Here is a 23,035-nt window from a genome sequence, read left to right as displayed (position 1 = left end):
CCATCACCCCCACCGTTGCGACTAGATGGCACGCCACCACGTCTCGCTGCCTCTCCCATCAACGGAGAGCCGAATAGGACGACAGCTGACCGCTATTTCACCGCGCCGCTCTTCAGCAGCTTCGGCACCAGGAACACCGCGGCGACCAACGGCCATTTGCGCTGCCAGGGCTGGATGTCGATCTGCGTGCCTGCGTGCCGGTTAATCTTCCAGGCAAGATAATCGATCCCGCCGGCAAAGGTGAAACTCGCCTTGGCGAGCCTTGCCACGGTGAGGCGCTTGCCGCGGCGCCGGAGCTGCGCCCAGCGGCTTTCGGCCTCGGCGCGCGGCAGGCTGGCGATATCGGGGTGCGCGCGGGCGATCGCCTGCCCCACGGCGGCATAATGATCAGGCGCGAAATCGACGACCTTGTCGGGTCGGTCACCGCGTTCGGCGCGCAGTTCGGCGCCATAAGTGCGGGTGAAGCCGGTGCGCCAGATCGCCAGCGGATCGCTGGCGGCAGCATCGGTGAGCGGCGCGGCGTGGCGCATCAGGGTCACCGGCGCCTCGCAGAGCGCGGCCAGCGCGGTCTCGCGCGCCGCAGCATCCGCGCTCCACACCAGCCGCACCGGCTGCGCAAAGCGCGCCCATACCGAGACATCCCCCGCCTGCATCGAGCAGGCCTTGGCGAGGTCGGCTTCGGACAGCACGGCGTATTTCGCGGCGAGATTGTCATGCGCTGCGGGAAAAACATTGGGCGGGATCAGCGCATTGGCGCGCGCCATCCATCCCCCTTTGCCTGCCGCGCGATAGGCCTCGGCATAGTCCGACACGATCACATAGAAATCGAGCATCAGCCCGTCGAGCTGCGCCTCGCGCAGGCACGAGCCATAGAAGATCACCGCGCGCCCAGTCGGCCCGAACGGGCGCACCAGCTCGGCGGCGAACGCAGACACGCGCGGGTCCACAGGCTGCAGCGCCTCGGCGGCGATCAGGGATTGGAGCGTGGCGGTCATGACAATTCCTCTCCCCTACCGCTTGCGGGAGGGGTCGCGCGGCGGCGAAAGCCGCTGCGCGGGGGTGGGTCTGATCGGGGGACCGGAGGGACTATCATCATCGAAATTGCGCATATCTACAAGGAGCAACGTACGCATTTCTTATCTTGACGGGCGGCTGCGCGGTTCATGCCCACCCCGACCTGGCTGCGCCAGCCCTTCCCCTCCCGCTTGCGGGAGGGGAGAAACTAACTCGGCCCCTCCCGCCTGCGAAAATGACGAATACAGCTTTCAGGCCGCCAGCCGCAGGAACGGCACGGGATCGGTCGAGCGCAGGATGATCGGCTTGCCCGCGCTGGCCTCGAAGATTTCGCCGTCGAGCACGACGCGGCTGCGGCTGCGATCGCTGTCGATGCGGATCATGTCCTCGCGCGCCAGATGCACGCCGCGCCCGCGCCGGGTGCCGAAACGGCCCATCAGCGTGTCGATCAGCATGGTGGTCAGCCCTGCCCGGTTATGCTCGACCGCGATGAACTTGAGGTGCCCGGTGGGTGAGGTGCCGCTTTCCGCCTTGCTGCCCAGCAGCAGCTTTTCCAGCGTCGTCACCATCACCACGATGAAGCTGCCGTTGAGCTCGCCCTTCTGGAAGTACGAGATGCGCAGCGCCGACCGCGTGATCGGCAGGAACTTGGCGGTCAGGCCGAACAGCATGGTGAGCAGCCCGGCCACGGCCGCGATGAAATGACTCACCGAATTGGGCAGGCCCAGAGGATAGATTTTCTGGCGGCAGTACAGGATGATCTCGGCAAGCCCTGCGCCGCCCATGAACATGCCCAGCACCGGGCGGCCGTCCTCGCCATCGGACAGCGCGATCAGCTGGCGCACCACGATATGGCTTTCCAGATCGGTCTTGGCGATCTCGACGATCCGGTCGAGCGTCGCCAGCGGCTTGCCGCGCGCGCCCAGATCGAGCGCGATCAGGTTGGTCTTGCCGTTGGGGAGCACCGCCACCGCGGGCGGAGTCTTGCCAAAATGGCCGCCGTGATAAAGCTCGGTCAGCGTGGCCTGAACGGTGCCATCGCCGCCGTTGATCACCAGCACCCGCGGCTTGACGAGCGCAATGGCGCGCAGCGCATCGGCGATCTGGTGCACCTCCTCCACCTCGTAATGGAAGATATCGGGGTTGCGTGCGCAATAATCGCGCACCGCCGGCAACAGGGCCTTGTTGCCGGTGGAACGCGGATTGGAAATGAGCGCCACGAGAGTCATTCAAGTCATCCTATCGGCTTGATCGCCATCCCTTGCCGGTAGTTGAGAACCACCGAGATGCGCGTAACGCCGGGACCCACCCGGATGGCGGTCTTGCCCGCAGAGGGCTTGAGACTGAGCAGAGACAATGAAGGGTTGTTCGAGAAACCGCCGCCGTCGTTCCAGCCCGATTTGCCGCTGCCATCGACATCGTGGCGGACCGCAATGCCATAGGCGCCCGCTTCGGGCACGGGCACGCAGAAGCTCATCTTGCCGCCGCGCGGTGCCACGGACGTGTCGATCCGGTTGATCCATGCGCCCTTTTCGAGCCAGCTGGCCTTGGTCGCGGGATAGGCCTGAACCCGGATGCGCCCGGTGTTGGCCTTGAACCCGCTGACCTCGACATGCACCGCAGGACCCGATGCACCGGGCCCGCATTTGCGCATGTCGTTGGAAATTTCCTGTCGCTGCGCGCTGGCCACGGGCACGGACGCTGCAAAGGCGATGCCGCCCGCAGCCACGAAGGCCAGTGATTTTGCCGCAATTTTGAACATGACGTAATCAATCCCAGAAGCTATAGCCGGTCCGCTCCAGACGGTGCGGCCAGGCTGATGAGCCCCCTTTACCCGTCTGCTTATGGGAAGCGTTTGCGGCCAAATCATGGTGACAGGGCGACAATAAGTTGAAACTGCTAACCGCCACAGACGCTTACATCGCCCGTCTCGTCTTCTTTCCGCTGGTCGGCACGCTGGTCATCGCCGCGATGCTGCTGGTGCTGGACAAGATGCTGCGGCTGTTCGATTTCGTCGCGGCCGAAGGTGGCCCGGTCAGCGTGGTCTGGCGGATGCTGGCCAATCTGCTGCCCGAATATCTCTCGCTCGGCATCCCCATCGGCCTGCTGCTGGGCATCCTGCTCGCCTTCCGCAAGCTCGCCATGTCGTCCGAGCTCGACGTGTTCCGCGCGGTGGGCCTCAGCTACAACCGGCTGCTGCGCGTGCCCTATATGTTTGCGGTGGCGCTGATGCTCGTCAATCTGGCCTTGGTCGGCTATATCCAGCCCAAGGCGCGCTATGCCTATGAGGAACTGGGCTTCGAGCTGCGCTCGGGCGCGCTGGGCGCATCGATCAAGGTGGGCGAGTTCACCCAGCTGGGCGACCGGATGACGCTGCGCATCGAGCAGAGCCGCGATGGCGGGCGCGAATTGTTCGGCATCTTCGTGCGGGCAGAGGCCAAATCGGGCACGACCTTGTCGGTCAGCGCAGAGCGGGGCAAGTTCCTCGCCACCGACGACCCCAACACCATCATCTTCCGGCTGACCAACGGCACGCTGATTCATGACGCGCCGGATTACAAGACGCCGCGCGTGCTCACCTTCTCCAACCACGATCTGCCGATCGACCTGCCCAAGATCGAATCGTTCCGCAGGCGGGGCGGCGGCAAGGACCGCGAGTACACGATTCCCGAGCTGGTGCGGATCGGCGCGGATGCGAGCATCCCCGAACCCCTGCGCAACCAGAGCCGTGCCAATTTCCACTTCCGCATGGTCGAGGTGGTCATGATGCTGCTGATGCCGCTGCTCGCGGTGGCGCTGGCGATCCCGCCCAAACGGTCGACATCGGCGCTGGGCGTGTTCCTCTCGATCGTGATGATCGTGACCTATCACAAGATCAACGAATATGGCGAGGATGTCGGCGCGCTGGGGCTGGTCGATCCGATCCTGGCGCTGTGGGTGCCGTTTGCCGCCTTCGCGGCGCTGATCGGCTGGATGTACTATCAGGTGGCATTCGTGCCCGGCGGCCAGCCGATCGGCGCGCTGGAAAAGCTGTTCGCCAAATCGGGCGCGGCGATCCGCGGGCTGTTCAGCTTTGGCCGCAAACGGTCTTTTCAGGAATAGGCCCGGGTCATGCAGATGGAGTTCTTCCCCTCGCGCACGGTCGCCGTTTACATGGCGCGCAAGTTCCTCACCAGCATCCTGGCGGTGGCGGCCTTGCTGTTCCTGGTGCTGCAGTCGCTCGACCTGCTCGGCGAAAGCGGCAAGATCCTGGCCTATCCCGGCAATGGCCAAGCCCAGCTTCTGACCTATATCTCGCTGCGCGCGCCGCAGATCATCGACCTTGTGCTGCCGTTCTCGGTGCTGCTGGCGACGATCATCACGCTGGCGACGCTCAACCAGAACAGCGAAGTGGTGGCGATGAAGGCAGCCGGGCTTTCCGCGCACCAGGTGCTCGCGCCGCTGCTGATCGCGGCCTTCGCGGTCTCGGCGATCACCTTCGTGTTTTCCGAACGCATCCTGAGCCGCGCCACCGCGACACTGAGCGCATGGGAGGCGGCGGACTTCGGCCCGATCCCGCGGGATTCGAACGTCAAGGCGAACATCTGGGTGCGCGAAGGCGACAACATCATCCAGGCCCAGACCGTCGAGGGCACCGGCGCTGCGACGCGGCTTACGGGCGTGGCCGTTTATGCGCGGGACAGCCAGGGCGGCCTGGCGCGCATCATCCGCGCCCGCGAAGGCGTGTACACCAGCGCCGGGTGGAAGCTCAGCGACGCCAGCCAGTTCGACGTCGCCACCGGGCAGAAGCAGCAGCTGGGCGATATCACCGCCGCAAACGGCGTGCGCCCCGACCAGTTCACCTTGAGCAAGGTCAATCCCGAGGGGCTTTCGTTCCTGCAATTGTGGCAGGCGATCGACGAGCTGAAGGCCGCCGGACGCCCTACCGCATCGCTCGAATCGAACCTGTGGCACAAGCTGTCCGGGCCGCTTTCGGCACTGCTGATGCCGCTGCTCGGCGCGGTCGCCGCCTTCGGCCTGGCCCGTTCCGGCCAGCTGTTCCTGCGCGCGATCATCGGCATGGGGCTGGGCTTTGCCTATTTCGTCGCTGACAATTTCGCGTTGGCGATGGGCAACCTGGGTGCCTATCCGCCGATCCTCGCGGCCTGGTCGCCGTTCTTCCTGTTCCTGATGGTGGGCGAAACCGTTCTGATCCGGACCGAGGAATAGGCCGCGATCGTGGCCCCCGACCCCGACCAACCCCCATCTCAAGCCGCTATCGCCCCTGTCGTCAGCCGCGCCGATGTGGCGAGCGGCGCGGCTTTGTCTGGCCTGGCGCGGATGGGCGCGATCATCGAGATCGTCACCCAGCCCGCGTTCGTGTGGATGTTCGGGCTGGCGACCTATGGCACCTATGTCGTGCTATGGGCCGCAGTGAACCTGCTTTCGACGCTGACGACATTGTCGCTGGCACAGGGCCTGCAGCGCTCGGTCCCAACTGCGCCTGACCGGGAGAGCGAACATGGCGCGGTGCGCTATGCGCTGCTGGTGACGGTCCTGCCGTCGGCTTTGGTCGCATTGATCATTTCGTTGAGCGCAGGCTGGATCGCGCCCGCCTTTGCCGTCGATGCGGCGATGCGGCCGCAGCTGCCCGCGATGATCGCGCTGTTCGTCTGGACGCTGCCGCTGACCGTCGCACTGGAAATCGCGACCGCGGCCGCACGCGCCAAGCGCGCCTTTGGCCCCGAGATTCGCCTGCGCATCTTCTGGGAGCAGATCGCGCGGCTGATCGTCGCGTTCGCACTTTATGCCTTGGGGATACGCCTGTTCGGGCTGTTCATTGCGCATATCGCCTCGCTCGCAGTCACCGCCTGGCTGTCGGTGCGGCTGCTGGGGCGCTATTACGATCTTGCCCTGCTGTGGCGCGCACCGATGCCGAAGAACCTGCGCCGCGACACGCTGAAAAGCGGGCTTGCCACGATGCCGCCGAATCTGGCGCGCCGCGCGTTCAACGATCTGCCGCCGGTGCTGCTGGGGCTGGCGCTCAGCGGATCGGGCGGCGCGGTGGCGGCGGGATTGTTCGGCATTGCGCGCAAGATCGCCTCGGTCCCGCTGATCGTGCGCCAGACCTTCCTTTATGTGCTCGCCCCGCTGAGCGCCGCCCAGCGCGCGGCGGACAAGGCGCAGATCGCCCCGCTATACCGCTTTGCCAACCGGCTGGCGGCAATCATCGTGCTGCCGCTGACCGGGGTGATGATTGCAGGCGGCGATGCGATCCTGCTGCTGTTCTCGCCTGAGGCCGCCGCCGCGCTCCCCGTGCTGATCGTGCTGCTGGTCGGCCGCGCGGGCGAGACGATCCTGGGGGCGGCGACACCGATTGTCGAAATGACCGGCCACCGCCTGCTGCCGCTGGCCAATTCGCTGGCGGGGCTGGCGGCGGCCGGTCTGGTCGGCTGGCTGACCGTCGCGGACTGGGGCGCTGTCGGCATGGCGCTGGCGGTGAGCGCAGGGGTGATCGTGTCGAGCTGGGCGGCGGTCGGCGAATTGTGGGTGAGCGACCGGCTGGGCCCGTTCGACCGCCACTTCATCCGCGCGCTCTTCTGCGGCCTGGGCGGTTTTGCCGGGCTCTGGCTGGCGGGCCTTGCGCTGGCGGCCGTTCCCATGGTGGCCCGCGCCGCGATCCAGTTTGCGCTGTTCTTCCCGCTGGTCTGGCTGGGCCTTAAGCTGGGGCTGGACTCGAACGACAAGGCCGCCCTGGGCAAGGCCGGCCGCAAGCTGTGGCTGTAGGGCGAGGCGCGCCGCACTGATTGCCCATCGCCGCAAAGCCCGCTAGACCCGCAAGGCCAAGACCGTGCGCGCCAAGCACGGCGCCAAGAGGAGCCTGACCCCGGTGATCGCCAACACATCTCTCGACCAGTTTTCCCGCTTCAACAACCTGGTCGACCTGTTCTTTGCGCGGGCCGACGAGCTGGGCAACGCCCCCTTTCTGTGGGCCAAGCGCGGCGGAGCCTGGACGTCGATCAGCTGGAACGAGGCGGCAGGCCAGGTGGCCGAGCTGGCGCATGCGCTGAAAGACATGGGGCTGGCACGCGGCGACCGGGTAATGCTGGTCAGCGAAAATCGCCCCGAATGGTGCATCGCCGACCTTGCGATCATGGCGGCAGGCTGCATCACTGTGCCGACCTACACCACCAATACCGAACGCGACCACCAGCACATTCTCGACAATTCGGGTGCACGTGCGGTGATCGTCTCTGACGCCAAGCTGGCGCGCACGCTGCTGCCCGCGGTGCTGCGCGCGGGCAATGCATGGCACGTGATCGGCATGGAACCGCTCAAGATCGGCCAGGCCAGCCGCTTCCGTGCGCACAGCTGGTCCGATCTCGTCACTGGCGATGCCGAGCGGCAACGGCAGCTGATGACCGACGTGCGCAGCCATGCCGCCGCGCTTACCCGCAATGACACCGCGTGCATCATCTACACCAGCGGCACCGGCGGCGCGCCGCGCGGGGTGATGCAGCACCATGGCGCGATCCTGCACAATGTCGCCGGGCCCACCCGCGTGATTGCCGAGGATTTCGCCTGGGAAGACGAGGTGTTCCTCTCGTTCCTGCCCTTGTCCCACGCCTATGAACACAGCGCGGGCCAGTTCTTCCCGATCGGCCTCGGCGCACAGATCTATTATTCCGAAGGGCTGGAAAAGCTCGCCAGCAATATCGAGGAGGTGCGTCCGACGCTGATGGTCGTGGTTCCACGGCTGTTCGAGGTGCTGCGCGCGCGCATCCTCAAGCAGATCCAGAAACAGGGCAAGGTCGCCAACTTCCTGTTCGAACGCGCGATGGCGCTGGGCGAAAAGCAGCTGGGCGGCCGCGCGGGAATCATCGACAAGCCGATGGACTTCATCCTGTCGAAAAGCCTGCGCCCCAAGATCCAGGCGCGGTTCGGCGGGCGGATCAAGGCGATGGTCTCGGGCGGTGCGCCGCTCAATCCCGAGATCGGCGTGTTCTTCCATTCGCTCGGCCTGACGCTGCTGCAGGGCTATGGCCAGACCGAGGCCGCGCCGATCATCGCGTGCAACCGGCCCAGCGTGGGCCTGAAGATGGATACTGTGGGCCCGCCGCTCGCCGATACCGAAGTGCGCATCGCCGACGATGGCGAGATTCTGGTGCGCGGCGAACTGGTGATGCACGGCTATTGGCAGAACCCCGAGGAGACCGCGCGCGTGCTCAAGGACGGATGGCTGCACACCGGCGATATCGGCCATATCGACGAGGCCGGCCGCATCGCGATCACCGACCGCAAGAAGGACCTGATTGTCAACGACAAGGGCGACAATGTCTCGCCGCAGAAGGTCGAGGGCATGCTGACGCTGCAGCCCGAAATCCACCAGGCGATGGTGGCGGGCGACCGGCGGCCCTATCTGGTGGGGCTGGTGGTGCCCGACCCCGAATGGACGATGGAATGGGCCACCGCGCAGGGGCTGAAGGTCGATTTTGCCGCGCTGCAGGCGAACCCCGCGTTCAAGTCTGCGGTCCGCGCGGCCATCGACCGCGTGAATGCGGATCTGTCGGTGATCGAGAAGGTGCGCCAGTTCACCTTCGCCGAAGAGCCGTTCAGCATCGAGAATGGCGAGATGACGCCATCGATGAAGATCCGGCGCCACATCATTCGCGGCCGGTATCAATCGCGGCTGGACGGATTGTACAAGAGCTGAGCAAAGGTCAGCGGGCGGGGATGCGGCGGTTCCACAGCTGAAGCCCGGCCTCGGCCAGAGCCAAGGGCGCGACCCAGTAGAGCCAGATGCCCAGCGCAGGGGCCACGCCTTCGAAATCCTCCAGCCGCTGGGCGAGGCGGCAGAAGACGAAGGTCCAGGTCAGCACCATCGATCGGATCATCCACATCTGGTGGGATCGCCAGCGTTTCTGGCTGCCGCGGCGCCAGCCCATGCTGGTCGCGATCAGCCACACGACCGCCAGCGTTCCGGTCGCCCAGCCATTGGCCGGGCTGCGGTGAGGATCGCTGATCGCAAGAAACAAGGCGACGAACGCCATCGTCATGCCTGCACCGACATAGGTGCATCCCGTGTGCCGGTGCCATTCGAACCCTTGCCGGGTCCAGCCCATCCACAAGGCAACAAAACCCGATGCGAGCGTGAGCAATCCGGTCAGCGCGTGCAGCACGATCCACAGCGAATGATCGGCATGGCCTTGCCGCGCACCGCCGCCCAGCGCCGGCAGCACGTTGAGCCACAGGACCGGAAGCGTCGAGAGCAACGCGACCCAGAACAGCAGTGTGGGAATGGTGAGGCCGGGGCGGTGATCGATCGGCGGCCATGGCTGGCTGGTCACATCCGCCTCCCCCGGCTGTTGATGATCGGCTTGTCTTTGGATGATGCAACAAGCGCCAAAGCCGCGCAACCCAAACGAAAACCCCCGGGTCCACTGCTGCGGAACCGGGGGTTTCGGGTAGCTTTTTCCGGGTTAGAACCCGGAACGGAGCGGCTTATTCGGCCGCTTCGTAATATTGCGGCGCAGCCTCGTTCAGGATCTCGAGGATCTTCTTGAGCGCGGCGGGCTCGTCGGTCTTTTCCATCGCGGCCAGTTCGCGGGCCAGGCGGCTCGACGCGGCTTCGAAGATCTGACGCTCCGAATAGCTCTGTTCGGGCTGATCGTCGGGGCGGAACAGATCGCGGGTCACTTCGGCGATCGACACGAGGTCGCCCGAATTGATCTTCGCTTCATATTCCTGCGCGCGGCGCGACCACATGGTGCGCTTGACCTTGGGCTTGCTCTTCAATGTTTCCATCGCTTCGCGCAGCGTCTTGTCCGAAGACAGCTTTCGCATGCCGATGCTTTCAACCTTGTTGACCGGAACGCGAAGGGTCATCCGTTCCTTTTCGAAGCGCAGCACGTACAGCTCAAGCTGCATGCCGGCAATTTCTTCCTTCTGAAGTTCCACAACACGGCCGACACCGTGCTTGGGGTACACCACATAATCGCCTACATCAAAAGACAGCGCTTTGGCGGCCATTCAAAAACCTTTCTCAATTCAGGGGAAGTGGGAGTCTTTTCGAACTTGCGGGCATGCCGTTCGAGTGAATCTCCTCAAATATGTACCGAAAGAGGGACACGGATCAGCGTTCATCTGCAGCGCTGATGAGCGGCACTTAACAGATTCGTCACAAAATAGCCACCCTGTAATGGCCATTCCGGTCCCAAATGGGGTCTAGAACCCCCAAAAACAAGGGTAGAGTCCGTGCGAGCGCGCGGCGACGCTACAAAAACTGCGAACGTTTGCAGCCACGCTGTCCAACGCGTTCGACTTGCATCGCAATCCTCTTCCCGATCAGGGAAGAGGATGCGCTGAATGCGGGAAAAGGATCAGTCGCCTTCGCCGGGTTCGGGCGAGAAATAGGCTTCGTACTTGCCTTCCTTGCCCTTGTACTCGTCGGCATCGGGCGGCGAATCGCGCTTTTGCGTGATGTTCGGCCATTCCGCGCTGTACTTGGTGTTCAGCTCGAGCCACTTTTCGAGACCATCTTCGGTATCGGGCAGGATCGCCTCGGCCGGGCACTCGGGCTCGCAGACGCCGCAGTCGATGCATTCGCTGGGGTTGATCACCAGCATATTGTCGCCTTCGTAGAAGCAGTCCACCGGACAGACTTCGACGCAGTCCATGTATTTGCACTTGATGCAGGCGTCGGTGACTACATAGGTCATCGGCTGTGATCGCTCCCCTGTGTGGCGCACCGGAGCTTTGACCGGTGGGGCATGGTGATTCTGCGGGCCTTGCTATTGCGACAAGGCCGGTGCGTCAATAAGGCGCTGCCTTGGCCGCCGATAGCCGGGCTTTAGCCCATGGCCTGCCGCTCGCCGGGTTCGCTGTAGCAGGCCATCGCCTCGGCGAGCGGGCCGCGCCGCCAGGGCAGCTGGTCAATCTGCAGCACCAGAACGCGCGTCCCCTGCGGGACGGTGAGCACATCACCACAGCGCACCGCGTGATGCGCCTTGACGACGCGATGGCCGTTGCTGCGGATCAGCCCCTGTTCGGCCAGCATCTTTCCCTGGGATCGGCTGCGCACCAGCCGCAGATACCACAGCAGCAGGTCCATGCGCATATGGCCGCCGGTTCCCGATGATGCTGCTCCGCCCTTTTCAACCAATCGCCACCTTCCATTCCTTTAGCGCCGCGAAATGTCCTGCCGCTGCGACCTCGGGGGCCGCGTCCTGCTTCTTCCTGCGCCCCAGCCCGCGCCAGCGCCACAGCGGTGCAGCCGGCAGGCCCGAAGCCGCGCCGTCGCGGCGGAAGCCGGCAGCCCGCATCAACCGTTCGGCATTTTCCGCGCTCAGCCCCATCGAGATAGCGAGCGCCGGATCGATGGCGAAGGTGGCGGTCTGCCCCCGCCGGTCGTGCGCGGCGCGGATCAGCTTTTCCGCCATGTCGACTCGCAAGGCCTGGTCGCCCAGCACGCGATAGGCCGGGTGCGTGCCGGAGGGCAGCGTGCCCGAGGGCACCACCGTACGCAGCGCCTCGATAGCGGGATCAGCCTCCGATGGCATGAGTCCGCCTGCCTTCACGGCAGCGATCAAGCGCAGCAGCCGCTGGCAATCGGGACGGATCATCGCGGGGCAGAAGACATCGAGACTGCCCAGCCGGATGCCCAGCCGCTGCAGCACCTGCCGCCCGGCGGCATCGATCGACCCCAGCAGCGGCTCGGCGGTGGTGCGCTCCATCGCTCCCCCCGCCTCGATCACCTGCACCAGCAGGGCGCGAAGCGGCCCTGGGCAGCGCCGGTCGTCGGCGGCCTTGGCGAGCGCGCGCACCGGCGCCAGCGGCTTGCGCAGATGCTCGTCGAGCCAGGCAGCGACGTGCGCCAGCAGCGCCTCCTGATCGGCCCGGGGGATGGCCTCGAGCGCGCGGTCGGCCTGGAAACGCGGGCTCGCCAGCGATGCTCCGCGCACCAGCAGGCCGATGCGCTGGTCGTGCCAGAACAGCGCCGGACGGCCCTTTTCATCCGCACGGATCGAAAGCGCGTCGGCACCATCGGCGATCAGCGCCCGCGCCCGCTGTGCCAGCAGGCACGGCAAATGCCGGTCGGCAGCCGCGACCAGCAGCTTGCGGTCCGCCAGCCGTGCCTGCGCATCGACGACGAACGCAAAGCCGCGCAAATGGCCGATCGGCTCGCCATCGACGCAGATGGAATCGCCCTCTTCCAAGGTCACGGGCAGCAGCGAGGCATCGCCGCCGAGCCCGCGCAGCAGCACGGCTGTGCGGCGGTCGACAAAGCGCTGCGCCAGAGCGCGATGCAGCGCATCCGACAGGCGCTCTTCCACCGCGCGCGCACGACCCGCCATCTCTTCGGGATCGGCCAGCCAGTCGCGGCGCTGCGCGACATAGGCCCAGGTGCGGATCGCCGCGATCCGCGCGCCCAGCTTCTCGACATCGCCCTGCACCGAGTCCAGATCGGCGATGCGCCGCGCAATGAAATCGACGGGAATATGGCCGCGCCCCTGGCCCAGATGCCGCCAGAGCTGGGATACGAAGCTGGCGTGATGCTCTGCGCCGCGATGCTGGAAATCGGGCAGGCTGCACACCGACCAGAACCGCCGCACCGCCGCGGTCCCGCGCACGCTGGCGGCGATCTGCGGGTCATCGGCAAGGCGGCGCAGCACGGCCAGATCGATCGCCTCGGGCGCGGGCTTCAGGACCGGGCTGGACGGCGAGCGCTCCAGATCGCCGATCAGATGGCCCAGGCTGTCGAACCGAAGCCGCGATTCGCGCCAGAACAGCGATTTGAGCGGCGGGAACTGATGCTGCTCGATCCGCTCGATCTCTTCATCGGTGAACTGCGCGTCGTGATGTCCCGCGACCGATCCGAAGGTGCCGTCGCGCTGATGCCGCCCGGCGCGCCCGGCAATCTGCGCCATTTCCGCCAGCGTCAGCCGTCGCCTGCGCGCACCATCATATTTGTGCAGCGAGGCAAAGGCGACATGCTCGACATCCATGTTGAGACCCATGCCGATCGCATCGGTGGCGACGAGATAATCGACCTCGCCGGCCTGATACATCGCCACCTGCGCGTTGCGCGTCGCGGGGCTCAGAGCCCCCATCACCACCGCAGCCCCGCCGCGAAACCGGCGCAGCATTTCGGCCACGGCGTAAACCTCTTCGGCCGAGAACGCGACGATGGCGCTGCGCGGCGGCAGGCGCGAAAGCTTCTTGATCCCGGCATAGCTCAGCGTCGAAAAACGGGGGCGGCCAATGATCTCGGCATCGGGCACCAACGTGCGGACCATCGGGGCCAGGGCTTCGGAGCCCAGGATCATCGTCTCGTCACGCCCGCGCGCGTTCAGCAAGCGGTCGGTGAAGACATGGCCCCGCTCGGGATGCGCGCCCAGCTGCGCCTCGTCGATCGCGACGAATGCGAAATCGCGCCCCTGGTCGAGCGGCATGCTTTCGGCGGTGGAAAGGAACCAGCGCGCGCCCGGCGGCACGATCCGCTCTTCGCCGGTGACCAGCGCAACCTCGTTGGGCCCCTTGATCCTGACCACCCGGTCATAGACCTCGCGCGCCAGCAGGCGGAGCGGAAAGCCGATCAGGCCGCTGGAATGCGCGCACATCCGCTCGATGGCGAGGTGCGTCTTGCCGGTGTTGGTCGGCCCCAGCACAGCTGTCACGGAGCACGGCGAAAATCGGGTCATGGGAGCAGCCTCCGACCCCTTACATCATGGCCGTGCCGCCAAGTTGCAAGAGCCTTTCGACGGCCCGCGCAATCACCTGTGGACAGGTTGCGCCGCTGATCTGGCATAATGCACCGCTCGTCCCGGCCTTCCGGTTTTGGCGCGCGGGTTAATTTGACTTTAACCGGCGTTCTCCACAAGATTCCCGGGCGAGGGAAATCGCCATCACGCCCGTTCTGCGACGCGGTGTGGGAGGAATGGCGGTAAAAGGGTCGGTCTTGTTTCAGCAACGCGAACAGCTTTTGGGGGCCGGCGCCGCCAGTGCCAGACTGTCACTGGCCGATGCGCTGCCTGCGCCCGCCCTGCCCGCGCCCGCGACCGGCCTCAAGGCCCTGCGCGCGCGCCTGGAGCGGGCCCGCGATGTCATCCACGAGACTAACTGGACGCCGGACCTCGGCCAGAACATCGGCAGCCTCGAATGGTTTCGCGGGCTGGCGACGCTGTGCCTGCTGTGCACCGGCGCCTATGCCGTGTGGCCTGGCATCCACCCGCTGGGGGCGGCTGCAACGCCGCCTGCACCCGTGGCGCTGGAGGAACTGCGCAGCCAGATGATCATGCCGATGGCGTTCGGCAGCGACACCGGGCGCGCGATGGGTGCAACCGATGCCGTGGTCGCGCTGCGCCAGGCGCCCGAGCGTCCGACGATCGAACTGGCCGCCACCATCGGACGCGGTGACAGCTTCATGCGCGTGATGCAGCGCGCCGGGGTCGGCAGCGGTGACGCGCAGAATGTCGCCAATCTCGTCTCGTCGGTGGTACCGCTGGAGGATATCCGCGACGGCACCCGCATCGACATCACGCTGGGCCGCCGCTTCGCCCGCAACCAGCCGCGCCCGGTGGAATTGATCACCTTCCGCGCACGGTTCGACATGAACGTCGAGATCGTCCGCGCCGGATCAGACCTCGACCTGATCAAGAAGCCGATCCTGGTCGACGCGACGCCCTTGCGCATCCGCGGCACCGTCGGCTCCAGCCTGTATCGCTCGGCCCGCGCCGCAGGTGCGCCGCCGGCCGCGATCCAGGCCTATCTGCGCACGCTGGGCAGCCAGCTGTCGATCGGCAACGACATCCGATCGACCGACGAATTCGACATCATCGTCGACTACAAGCGCGCCGCCACCGGCGAGGTCGAAATGGGCGAACTGCTGTATGCCGGCCTCGAGCGCAGCGGCAAGCCACGCGCGCAGATGCTGCGCTGGAAGAGCGGCAACGGCATGCAATGGTTCGAAGCCTCGGGCGTGGGCGAAGAGCGCGGCGAGTTCGCCCGCCCGGTCAACGGCGCGATCACATCGGGCTATGGCTATCGCCGCCACCCGATCCTGGGATTCCGCCGGATGCACAGCGGCATCGATTTCCGCGCCCGCAGCGGCACGCCGATCTATGCCACCGCCGATGGCGTGGTGAACTACGCCGGGCGCAAGGGCGGATACGGCAATTTCGTGCGCATCGCGCATGGCGGCAACATCGCCAGCGGCTATGGCCATATGAGCCGTATCGCGGTGAGCAGCGGCACCCGCGTGCGACGCGGCCAGGTGATCGGCTATGTCGGGTCGACCGGGCTTTCGACCGGGCCGCATCTCCATTACGAACTGTATCGTGGCGGCCGTGCGGTCGATCCGGGTTCGGTCCGCTTCACCACCCGCGCGCAGCTCTCGGGCAGCGAACTCGTCAATTTCCGCGCACGGCTCAAGCAGCTGCAGGGCGTGACCCCCGGCGCAGCGCTGCAATCGCTGACCCCGCCAGCCAGCGCCGCCCCCGCCGAGCCCAAGCGCGAAATCGAGCGGATCGCAGGGACGACCATCGCCTGATCGGGCGACCCGCTGCGGAACGTTTCACGGCTTCGGACGGTAATGCATCAGGATCAAGCTGCTGCATCCCGATGGAGATCGCCGATGACCACCAACCCCACCAACCCGAACACCGCAAGCGAGCCGCTGGCCAAGGACGCTGACGAGCCCGCCGAAGGTGCAAAGACCCAAAAGCATCAGGGCGGAGGCCTTGCGCCGAACGATTCGCGCAATGTCACCGGCACCGCGGTGACCGAGGACGGGCGGTGGACCGGAGCCGCCGTCAAGCCGGAAGAGGGTCCGAGCGTACCGGAGCCGAAAGACTGATACGCCTGTCGGCGGTGCGGGAGAGCCCGCCGCGCCGCCATAGGCCGAATGTCAGGGCCGCGCGCAGGCATCCAGCCCGTCGCGCTGGACGATGCGGATGCGCCGCGCGATATTGTTGCCATAACGCCGAACGAAACCGCTGGGGTTCTTGACCGACCGCTTCTTGGGCAACGGCAGCGCCGCCGCCATGCGCGCGGCTTCGTCACGGCTGAGCGAGGCTGCGCCCTTGCCGAAATAGCGCTGCGCCCCTGCCTCGACGCCATAGGTGCCGATTCCCGTTTCGGCGACGTTGAGGTAGACCTCCATGATCCGCCTTTTGCCCCAGATCGCCTCGATCAGCACGGTGAACCAGGCTTCCAGGCCCTTGCGGAAAAAGCCGCCATTCTGCCAGAGGAAGACGTTCTTGGCGGTCTGCTGGCTGATCGTCGAGCCGCCGCGAATTCGCCCGCCCTGGGCATTGCGCCGCACAGCCTCCTCGATCGCCTCGCGGTCGAAGCCGCTGTGCGTGCAGAACTTGCCATCCTCCGCCGCGATCGCCGCCGAGACCATGTTGCGGTCGATGGAATCGAGCGAGGTCCAGTCGCGCGTCGCGCCATTGGCGTCGCTCAGCATGGTGATCGTCGTGGGCGGCGGCACGAAACGATAGAGCACCACCATCACCAGTGACAGCGCCACGAAGCCGAAGACAAGCTTGAAGATGAGGGTGACCAGACGGGCGATCACCCCGCGTTTGCGTGCCGCCATGCCAGCCTCAGCCCCTGTCGCGCCAGGTTACGGTATCGCCGGGCTTCAGCCCCAGCTCTGCCGCGCGCCCACCGGCCAGCTCGAGCACCGCTGCCACCGGCTCGCCCGAGCTGATCGGATCGAGCGAATAGGGCTCTGCATTGGCCGCAATGCTTTCGATCGTGCCGTCGGAGCGCACGAACAGCAGATCGAGCGCAATGACGGTGTTCTTCATCCAGAAGCTGGCGGGCTTGGGGCGGGGGAAGGGAAAGAGCATGCCCATGTCCGGCGCCAGTTCGGTGCGAAACATCAATCCCTTGGCCTGCTGCTGCGATGTGCGCGCCATTTCCACGGTGAAGGCATGCGTCTTGCCGCCGCTCGTGATGGTCAGCGGCACGAGATCGAGCCCGGCGGGCGACGCGGCAGGCTTGTCCGCCACCGTGCCCTGCGCCACTGCATCGCCGGGGGCAGAGGCATTGCACGCCACCAGCGCCAGCGTCGCCAGCATCGCCCCGCAATATCTGATCACCATCATTCTTTCCCGAAGTCCTCTTCCAGCCCCGCGATCTCGTCCATGCTATCGGCGAAAACGAGTGTGCGGGCGAGTGCAAAATCATGGCCCGCGCGGATAAAGGCCTGCAGCTGCTTGCGCCTGCGGTCCGGGTCGGCACCCTCTTGCGCAAACGGGCCGATGCGCTTGCGGCGGGCAAAGGCGATGGCCGCACTTGCCGCCTGATCACGCCCTGCATCGCGCAGCGGCACGCGGTCCGCCTCGCTCACGCCCGCAGCCTGCAGCGCCTGCTCGACGCGGCGCGGACCGAAGCCCCGGCGCAGCAGGGCCCCGCCCTTCATCTCGGCGAAGGCAGCATCGTTGACATAGCCCAGCTCCGCACAGCGATCGGCGATGGCCTCGCAGTCGGGCGTGCCGTCGCCAGCCCAGCCGCGCTCGCGCAACTTGCGCTGCAGATACTGCACCAGCCGTGCCCGGGTGGTGGCAAACCGCCCCAGATAGTGCAGCGCCAGATCCTTCAGCGCCTGCTCGTCGAGCGGCTTGGGCGGGCGCTTTTCACGCTTGCGCTGGCGGGGGGGAGCGGTCATGCGCCTTTTTTGTGCCACAGTCGGGTCGAAATTAGAACGTCTCTCTTCGGCTAGAGCCATAGCTGGGGTATTGCGGGGCGATGCGGCCGTCACAAAAGCCGTTCATCCCCGATCCATTTGAGCATGGGCAGACCGCGAGGTTCTGGCCATGCAGCGCGAAAGACCGGACAACCGGCAGCGCGCACAGGAAAGCAACGGGTAATACGGATGACGCAATTGCAGCCAACACCAACAGCCGACAGCCTGACGCGCCGGTTCGCCGATTTCGCGACGCTGGGCGAGGCGCTCGATTATGCAGCGCTTGGGCAACGCGGGTTCAACTTCCACGATCCGCGCGGCACATTGGTACGGCCCTATCCCTATAGCGAACTGCGCACCGATGCGCTGGCCCACGCCCGCCGGCTGATCGCGCGCGGCGTGCGCAAGGAAGACCGGATCGCCATCGTCGCCGAAACCGGCGCGGAATTCGCCGCGCTGTTCTTCGGCGCGGTCTATGCCGGTGCCTGGCCGGTGCCGCTGCCTTTGCCCACCAGCTTCGGCGGCAAGGAAAGCTATGTCGAGCAGCTGAGCGTCCAGCTGCGCTCCAGCGACCCCAAGTTCCTGTTCTACCCGGCAGAGCTCGCCGAAATGGGCAGCGAGGCCGCGCTGCGCTGCGGCGTCGAGGGGCTGGACTGGGAGAGCTTTGCCAGCGAAGCCGCGCCCGAGGCCGAGCTTCCTGCAGCGAGCACCGACGACATCTGCTATCTGCAGTATTCGAGCGGATCGACCCGCTTCCCGCATGGTGTCGCGGTGACGCATGCCGCATTGCTCAGCAACCTGGCGGCGCATTCGCACGGCATGCATGTCTGCGAGACCGACCGCTGTATCTCGTGGCTGCCCTGGTATCACGACATGGGCCTGGTCGGTTGCATGCTCTCGATGGTCGCCAACCAGGTCTCGACCGATTATCTCAAGACCGAGGATTTCGCGCGGCGTCCGCTGGCCTGGCTCGACCTGATCAGCCGCAACCCCGGCACATCGTGCAGCTATTCGCCGACCTTCGGCTATGACATCTGCGCGCGCCGCATCGGCAGCCAGTCGCGGGTCGAGGAGCGCTTCGACCTGTCGCGCTGGCGGCTGGCGGGCAATGGCGCGGACATGATCCGCCCCGATGTCATGCAGGCCTTTGTCAACGCATTCGCGCCGGCGGGGTTCAAGGCCAGCGCCTTCCTGCCGAGCTATGGTCTGGCAGAGGCAACGCTCGCGGTGACGTTGATGCCGCCGGGCGAGGGCATTGTCGTCGATCTGGTCGAGGAACAGCGTCTGTCGGGCGCACCGGTCGATGCCTCCAAGCCCCGCCGTTACCGCTCGATCGTCAACTGCGGCAAGGCCTGCCGCGGCATGTCGATCGAGATCCGCGACGGCGATGGCCGCGTGCTGGCCGACCGCGAGATCGGCAAGGTCTGGACCGCAGGTCCCTCGATCATGCACAGCTATTTCCGCGATCCCGAAGCGACCGAGGCGTGCCTGGTCGACGGCTGGCTGGATACCGGCGACATGGGTTACATGGTCGACGGCTATCTCTATATCGTCGGCCGCGCCAAGGACATGATCATCATCAACGGCAAGAACCACTGGCCGCAGGACATCGAATGGGCGGTGGAGCAGCTGCCCGGCTTCAAGTCCGGCGACATTGCCGCGTTCTCGATCACCACGCCTGCCGGTGAAGAAGCGCCTGCGGTGCTGGTGCAGTGCCGCACCACCGACGAGGGCGAACGCCGTCGTCTCAGGGACGAGATCCGCGAGAAGGTCCGTTCGATCACCGGCATGAACTGCGTGATCGAACTGGTGCCGCCGCGCACCCTGCCGCGCACCTCGTCGGGCAAATTGAGCCGTGCCAAGGCGCGCAACCTGTATCTGTCCGGCGAGATCCAGCCCTACGAACTGGCGGCCTGACCACAGCGACGGCTGCCCGATCCGGCCGCACGGGTTTACCGGCGGCACCTGCAGTCCTATAGGACCGGCGATGGCTGAGCCCCTGAGCCCGATACGCCCCGTCGCGGCCGAACCGGATCCACCGGTATCACGGCATCGCGCCTGCGCGAGCGGGCTCATCGTTGCGCTGTTCATTGCGCTTGCCAGCGCTCTGCTGCCCGGCTCGGTGCCCGCCAGCCAGATGGTGGGGTCGGCCTTCAACCCGGCGACCACCCAGGTGGCGCTCAACCGCGATGAAAACGAGCAGGCCTCGGTCTATGCGCCACAAGAGCGTCGCCAGCGCCCGGCGCTGACCGGCGGCGGTGACGTGGCCGCACTCCTGCCACCACCGCCCCTCCCGTTATCGAGTCAGCCCTATGCGCTGACGGCCATTTTCCCATCCGACCAGCCGCAGGCCAGCCGGCACACCTTCGTTCGCGCAGGCTCGGGGCCCAGAGCGCCGCCGGCCACCGCCTGATCGAGCGCGCCGCGGTTCACTGACCGACCGGCCCCGCGACGCCGATCGCGAGGCCTGTGCGCCTGAGCGTTCCATGCAGCGCCCGATTCCGCGCGCACATCCGTGTGCGCCATCGCCTGGCTGCTGCCATCCGCATGCGGTGCCGCGCGCTGAACACGCGCGCCGGATGCGACCTCCCCATTTCCGAAAGATCTGCCATGACCGAACACCAGTCTCTTGCGGCCACGCCCGCAAAGCCGGACACCGATGACGCCCTCGCCCGCAAGCAGCGGATCAGGGCCGTGTTCGCGCGATACCCCAACATCAGCAACGACGAACGGCAGCAACTGACCGACTTTCTGAAGTCCGGACCTTTGCTGGACATCGGATTGCTCAAGGGTGACGAGGCCATCCGCTACAAGATCGCGGCCTTCGAACAGGAACAGGAAAAGGCGCTGGCCAATGCACCGATGCAGATGGTCGTGCTGCTGGTGATCTTCGTGCTGCTGGCGGTGGTGTGTTCCGCGCTGTGGGACATGGGGACCTGAACCATGTGGCGTGCGGGCCTGGCTCGCCCGCCCCTGCTGCCCGGCAGCCTAGGGAACCTGCAGCGCCGCCAGCGGTAGGATGCGGCGTAAAATCGATGATCGATTCGGAGGAAACATGTTAGCTGTCACGCCGTGACATCGATTCCGCCGCCCGCCTGCAGCCCGCCCCCCGTTTGGTCAGAAGCCGAACGGCTGGCGGCCCTGCTGCGTTACGGCATCATCGACACCCCCAAGGAGCCCGAATTCGAGGATATCGTCAGGCTGGCGAGCGATGTCTTCGACGCCCCGATCTCGGTCGTCAACCTGATCGCCTCGGACCGCCAGTGGTTCAAGGCCGAGATCGGCATCGGCGCGCGCGAACTGCCGCTTGATGTCTCGATCTGCGCGCACGCGATATTGCAGGACGACCTGTTCATCGTCCCCGACACGCTGCTCGACGAACGCTTCCGCAACAATCCCTTGGTCAATGTCGATGGCGGTCTTCGCTTTTACGCCGGGGCGCTGCTCAAGACCCAGGAAGGCCTGCCGCTGGGCACCGTGTGCGTGCTCGACACCTGCCCAAGGCCCGAAGGCATTACCGATCGCCAGCGCCTGACGCTCGAGGTCCTGGCCCGCCAGGTGATGACCCAGCTGGAGCTGCGCCGTGCGGTCGCCCAGCGCGATGAACGCTCGCACGTCCTCGAAGCAGAAATTGCCAGCAGGATGCGGGCGGAAGCCGCGCGCAGGTCCAGCGAAGAGCATTATCAGCGCCTGTTCGATGCGATTGATGCAGGCATATCCGTGCTGGAGATGCGCTACGATGATCTTGGCCGTGCCGTTGACTATCGCTTTGTGGAGGTCAATCGGGCGTTTTCGGACCATACGGGCCTGGCTGACGTTGCAGGGCGTTGGGTCCGCGATGTCCTGCCCGGGATCGAACAATACTGGCTTGATCTATATGGAGAGGTCGGGTTGTCCGGCCAACCCCAGAGGGTACAGCACAGCGCCAGCGTGCTCGACAACCGCTGGTTCAATGTCCACGCCTTCCGCATCGGCGATCCTGCAGACCGGCAGGTGGCCGCGCTGTTCACCGACATCACCGCCAAGCGCGAATCGGAGCAGGCGCTGCAGATGCTCAACGAGACGCTCGAGCATCGCATTGCCGAGGCGATCGCCGAGCGCGAAGCGACCGCCGAGGCGCTGCGGCAATCACAGAAGATGGAAGCCATCGGTCAGCTGACCGGCGGGCTCGCCCACGATTTCAACAACATGCTCACCGGCGTGATCGGCAGCCTCGATCTGATCCGCCGGTTTCTGGATGCCGGCAGGCCCGAGCAGGTGCTGCGCTATCTCGATGCGGCAGAGACGTCCGCCCAGCGCGCTGCGGCACTGACCGCACGGCTGCTGGCCTTCGGACGGCGCCAGTCGCTCGACATCCGCCCGACCGATGTCAACCAGCTGGTGCTGGGCATGGAGGATCTGCTGCGCCGGACTTTGGGCGAGCAGGTGGATATGGCGGTCGAACTCGCCCAGGCGCTGCCACCGGCGAGCACCGATGCCAACCAGCTGGAAAACGCGCTGCTGAACCTGTGCATCAATGCGCGCGATGCGATGCCCAGGGGCGGTCACCTGACCATCGAGACGACGACGATGCATCTCGATGCGGGCTTTGCGCAGACCGGCGAGGACCTGCAGCCGGGCAGCTATGTCGTGCTGAGCGTCTCCGACAATGGCCAGGGGATGAGCGAGGACACCATGACCAAGGTGTTCGAACCCTTTTTCACCACCAAGCCGATCGGCCAGGGCACGGGCCTCGGCCTGTCGATGATCTACGGCTTTCTCAAGCAATCGGGCGGTCATGTCCGCATCTACAGCGAGCTCGGCAAGGGCACCAGCGTCAAGCTGTTCGTGCCGCGCAGCGGCGAACCGGTGATGGCAAGCGCACCGAACAGCGTCGCACGGCCCGGCGGCGCGGGCGAGACCGTGCTGGTGGTGGAGGACGACCCCGCGGTGCGGATGGTGATCGTCAACGTGCTCGAAGAGCTGGGCTATGCCGCCTGCCAGGCCGAGAACGCCCAGGAAGCCCTGCTGCTGCTGCAATCGGGCCGCGCCATCGACCTGCTGATCTCCGATGTCGGCCTGCCCGGGCTCAATGGACGGCAGCTGGCCGAAATCGCGCGGCAGGACAGGCCCGATCTGAAGGTTCTGTTCGTCACCGGCTATGCGCAGGGCGCGGCGGTGCGCAGCGGCTTTCTCGACCATGGCATGGATATGCTCACCAAGCCGTTCCAGATTGATACGCTGGCGGTCAAGGTCCGGCAAATGCTGGCACCCTAGAACCGTTGCAAACGCAGCATTTCCCTTGCACTTTCCCACTGTATTGATATCTTAACACAGTAACACTTATCGCTTGCCTGAAAAGGCGTATCG

Annotated in this window: 21 protein-coding genes; 10 read left to right on the top strand and 11 right to left on the bottom strand. The window is 65.9% G+C overall.

Annotation, left to right across the window (positions count from 1 at the left end):
- Positions 1-92: 92 nt before the first annotated feature.
- The 3 genes from LI72_RS08780 to LI72_RS08770 all read right to left on the bottom strand — a co-directional run bounded on the left by LI72_RS08780 (position 93) and on the right by LI72_RS08770 (position 2,776).
- On the bottom strand, positions 93-995 hold the full coding sequence (locus tag LI72_RS08780; protein ID WP_033925547.1) for a hypothetical protein: 903 nt from the start codon (positions 993-995) through the stop codon (positions 93-95).
- A 270-nt stretch (positions 996-1,265) separates the two neighbouring features.
- Positions 1,266-2,243: a diacylglycerol/lipid kinase family protein gene (locus LI72_RS08775; protein WP_033925546.1), complete on the bottom strand. Its 978-nt coding sequence runs from the start codon at positions 2,241-2,243 to the stop codon at positions 1,266-1,268.
- Positions 2,244-2,248: 5 nt separating this feature from the next.
- Complete coding sequence (locus LI72_RS08770) at positions 2,249-2,776, bottom strand: DUF2141 domain-containing protein (protein ID WP_033925545.1); 528 nt, start codon at positions 2,774-2,776, stop codon at positions 2,249-2,251.
- Between the two features lie 134 nt (positions 2,777-2,910).
- Between LI72_RS08770 and lptF the strand changes: the two genes are divergently transcribed.
- The 4 genes from lptF to LI72_RS08750 all read left to right on the top strand — a co-directional run bounded on the left by lptF (position 2,911) and on the right by LI72_RS08750 (position 8,707).
- Positions 2,911-4,116, top strand: a complete 1,206-nt coding sequence (gene lptF, locus LI72_RS08765; protein ID WP_033926204.1) for an LPS export ABC transporter permease LptF — start codon at positions 2,911-2,913, stop codon at positions 4,114-4,116.
- A 9-nt stretch (positions 4,117-4,125) separates the two neighbouring features.
- Complete coding sequence (lptG, locus tag LI72_RS08760) at positions 4,126-5,223, top strand: LPS export ABC transporter permease LptG (protein ID WP_033925544.1); 1,098 nt, start codon at positions 4,126-4,128, stop codon at positions 5,221-5,223.
- Between the two features lie 9 nt (positions 5,224-5,232).
- Positions 5,233-6,780, top strand: coding sequence for a lipopolysaccharide biosynthesis protein (locus LI72_RS08755; RefSeq protein WP_156139558.1), 1,548 nt, complete (start codon positions 5,233-5,235; stop codon positions 6,778-6,780).
- A gap of 103 nt (positions 6,781-6,883) precedes the next feature.
- On the top strand, positions 6,884-8,707 hold the full coding sequence (locus LI72_RS08750) for an AMP-dependent synthetase/ligase (protein ID WP_052129803.1): 1,824 nt from the start codon (positions 6,884-6,886) through the stop codon (positions 8,705-8,707).
- A 7-nt stretch (positions 8,708-8,714) separates the two neighbouring features.
- Here LI72_RS08750 and LI72_RS19025 read toward each other — a convergent pair whose 3' ends face one another.
- The 5 genes from LI72_RS19025 to LI72_RS08725 form a co-directional block, all read right to left on the bottom strand.
- A complete protein-coding gene (locus LI72_RS19025) occupies positions 8,715-9,341 on the bottom strand; it encodes a DUF2306 domain-containing protein (protein WP_052129672.1) in 627 nt (208 codons plus the stop codon).
- A gap of 154 nt (positions 9,342-9,495) precedes the next feature.
- Complete coding sequence (locus LI72_RS08740; RefSeq protein WP_017672703.1) at positions 9,496-10,023, bottom strand: CarD family transcriptional regulator; 528 nt, start codon at positions 10,021-10,023, stop codon at positions 9,496-9,498.
- Positions 10,024-10,373: 350 nt separating this feature from the next.
- Positions 10,374-10,712: a ferredoxin FdxA gene (gene fdxA, locus LI72_RS08735; RefSeq protein ID WP_033925543.1), complete on the bottom strand. Its 339-nt coding sequence runs from the start codon at positions 10,710-10,712 to the stop codon at positions 10,374-10,376.
- A 131-nt stretch (positions 10,713-10,843) separates the two neighbouring features.
- Positions 10,844-11,104, bottom strand: a complete 261-nt coding sequence (locus LI72_RS08730; protein WP_231562414.1) for a S4 domain-containing protein — start codon at positions 11,102-11,104, stop codon at positions 10,844-10,846.
- 43 nt (positions 11,105-11,147) lie between these two features.
- Positions 11,148-13,694 (bottom strand): helicase-related protein, encoded by a 2,547-nt coding sequence (locus tag LI72_RS08725; RefSeq protein ID WP_033925542.1) that lies wholly within the window; start codon positions 13,692-13,694, stop codon positions 11,148-11,150.
- 236 nt (positions 13,695-13,930) lie between these two features.
- Here LI72_RS08725 and LI72_RS08720 point away from each other — a divergent pair, with 236 nt between their 5' ends.
- Together LI72_RS08720 and LI72_RS08715 are read left to right on the top strand one after the other, a co-directional pair.
- Positions 13,931-15,541 (top strand): M23 family metallopeptidase, encoded by a 1,611-nt coding sequence (locus LI72_RS08720; protein WP_033925541.1) that lies wholly within the window; start codon positions 13,931-13,933, stop codon positions 15,539-15,541.
- Between the two features lie 84 nt (positions 15,542-15,625).
- Entirely contained in the window at positions 15,626-15,847 is a 222-nt protein-coding gene (locus tag LI72_RS08715) for a hypothetical protein (RefSeq protein ID WP_033925540.1), read from the top strand.
- A 51-nt stretch (positions 15,848-15,898) separates the two neighbouring features.
- On the opposite strand, the gene mtgA is transcribed toward LI72_RS08715, so the two are convergent.
- Genes mtgA through LI72_RS08700 form a run of 3 tightly spaced genes read right to left on the bottom strand, consistent with a single transcriptional unit; the run spans position 15,899 to position 17,668 of the window.
- Complete coding sequence (mtgA, locus tag LI72_RS08710) at positions 15,899-16,591, bottom strand: monofunctional biosynthetic peptidoglycan transglycosylase (protein ID WP_033925539.1); 693 nt, start codon at positions 16,589-16,591, stop codon at positions 15,899-15,901.
- A gap of 7 nt (positions 16,592-16,598) precedes the next feature.
- A complete protein-coding gene (locus tag LI72_RS08705; protein ID WP_033925538.1) occupies positions 16,599-17,105 on the bottom strand; it encodes a DUF192 domain-containing protein in 507 nt (168 codons plus the stop codon).
- Complete coding sequence (locus LI72_RS08700; RefSeq protein WP_033925537.1) at positions 17,102-17,668, bottom strand: regulatory protein RecX; 567 nt, start codon at positions 17,666-17,668, stop codon at positions 17,102-17,104. The genes LI72_RS08705 and LI72_RS08700 overlap by 4 nt, the downstream gene beginning before the upstream one ends.
- A 207-nt stretch (positions 17,669-17,875) precedes the next feature.
- On the opposite strand from LI72_RS08700, the gene LI72_RS08695 reads away from it, so the two are divergent.
- The 4 genes from LI72_RS08695 to LI72_RS08680 all read left to right on the top strand — a co-directional run bounded on the left by LI72_RS08695 (position 17,876) and on the right by LI72_RS08680 (position 22,942).
- Positions 17,876-19,603, top strand: a complete 1,728-nt coding sequence (locus LI72_RS08695) for a fatty acyl-AMP ligase (RefSeq protein ID WP_033925536.1) — start codon at positions 17,876-17,878, stop codon at positions 19,601-19,603.
- Positions 19,604-19,673: 70 nt separating this feature from the next.
- The gene (locus tag LI72_RS08690) at positions 19,674-20,099 is read left to right on the top strand and encodes a hypothetical protein (RefSeq protein WP_033925535.1); all 426 of its coding nucleotides are present in this window, start codon (positions 19,674-19,676) and stop codon (positions 20,097-20,099) included.
- 197 nt (positions 20,100-20,296) lie between these two features.
- Positions 20,297-20,626: a hypothetical protein gene (locus LI72_RS08685; protein WP_156139557.1), complete on the top strand. Its 330-nt coding sequence runs from the start codon at positions 20,297-20,299 to the stop codon at positions 20,624-20,626.
- Between the two features lie 132 nt (positions 20,627-20,758).
- Positions 20,759-22,942: a response regulator gene (locus LI72_RS08680; protein WP_231562413.1), complete on the top strand. Its 2,184-nt coding sequence runs from the start codon at positions 20,759-20,761 to the stop codon at positions 22,940-22,942.
- Positions 22,943-23,035: the final 93 nt, after the last annotated feature.

It is taken from the genome of Sphingomonas sp. 35-24ZXX, from assembly GCF_000786215.1.
Lineage (GTDB): Bacteria > Pseudomonadota > Alphaproteobacteria > Sphingomonadales > Sphingomonadaceae > Blastomonas.
Note: the sequence above shows the minus strand (reverse complement) of the source record. Positions and strands in the feature narration are given on the sequence as shown.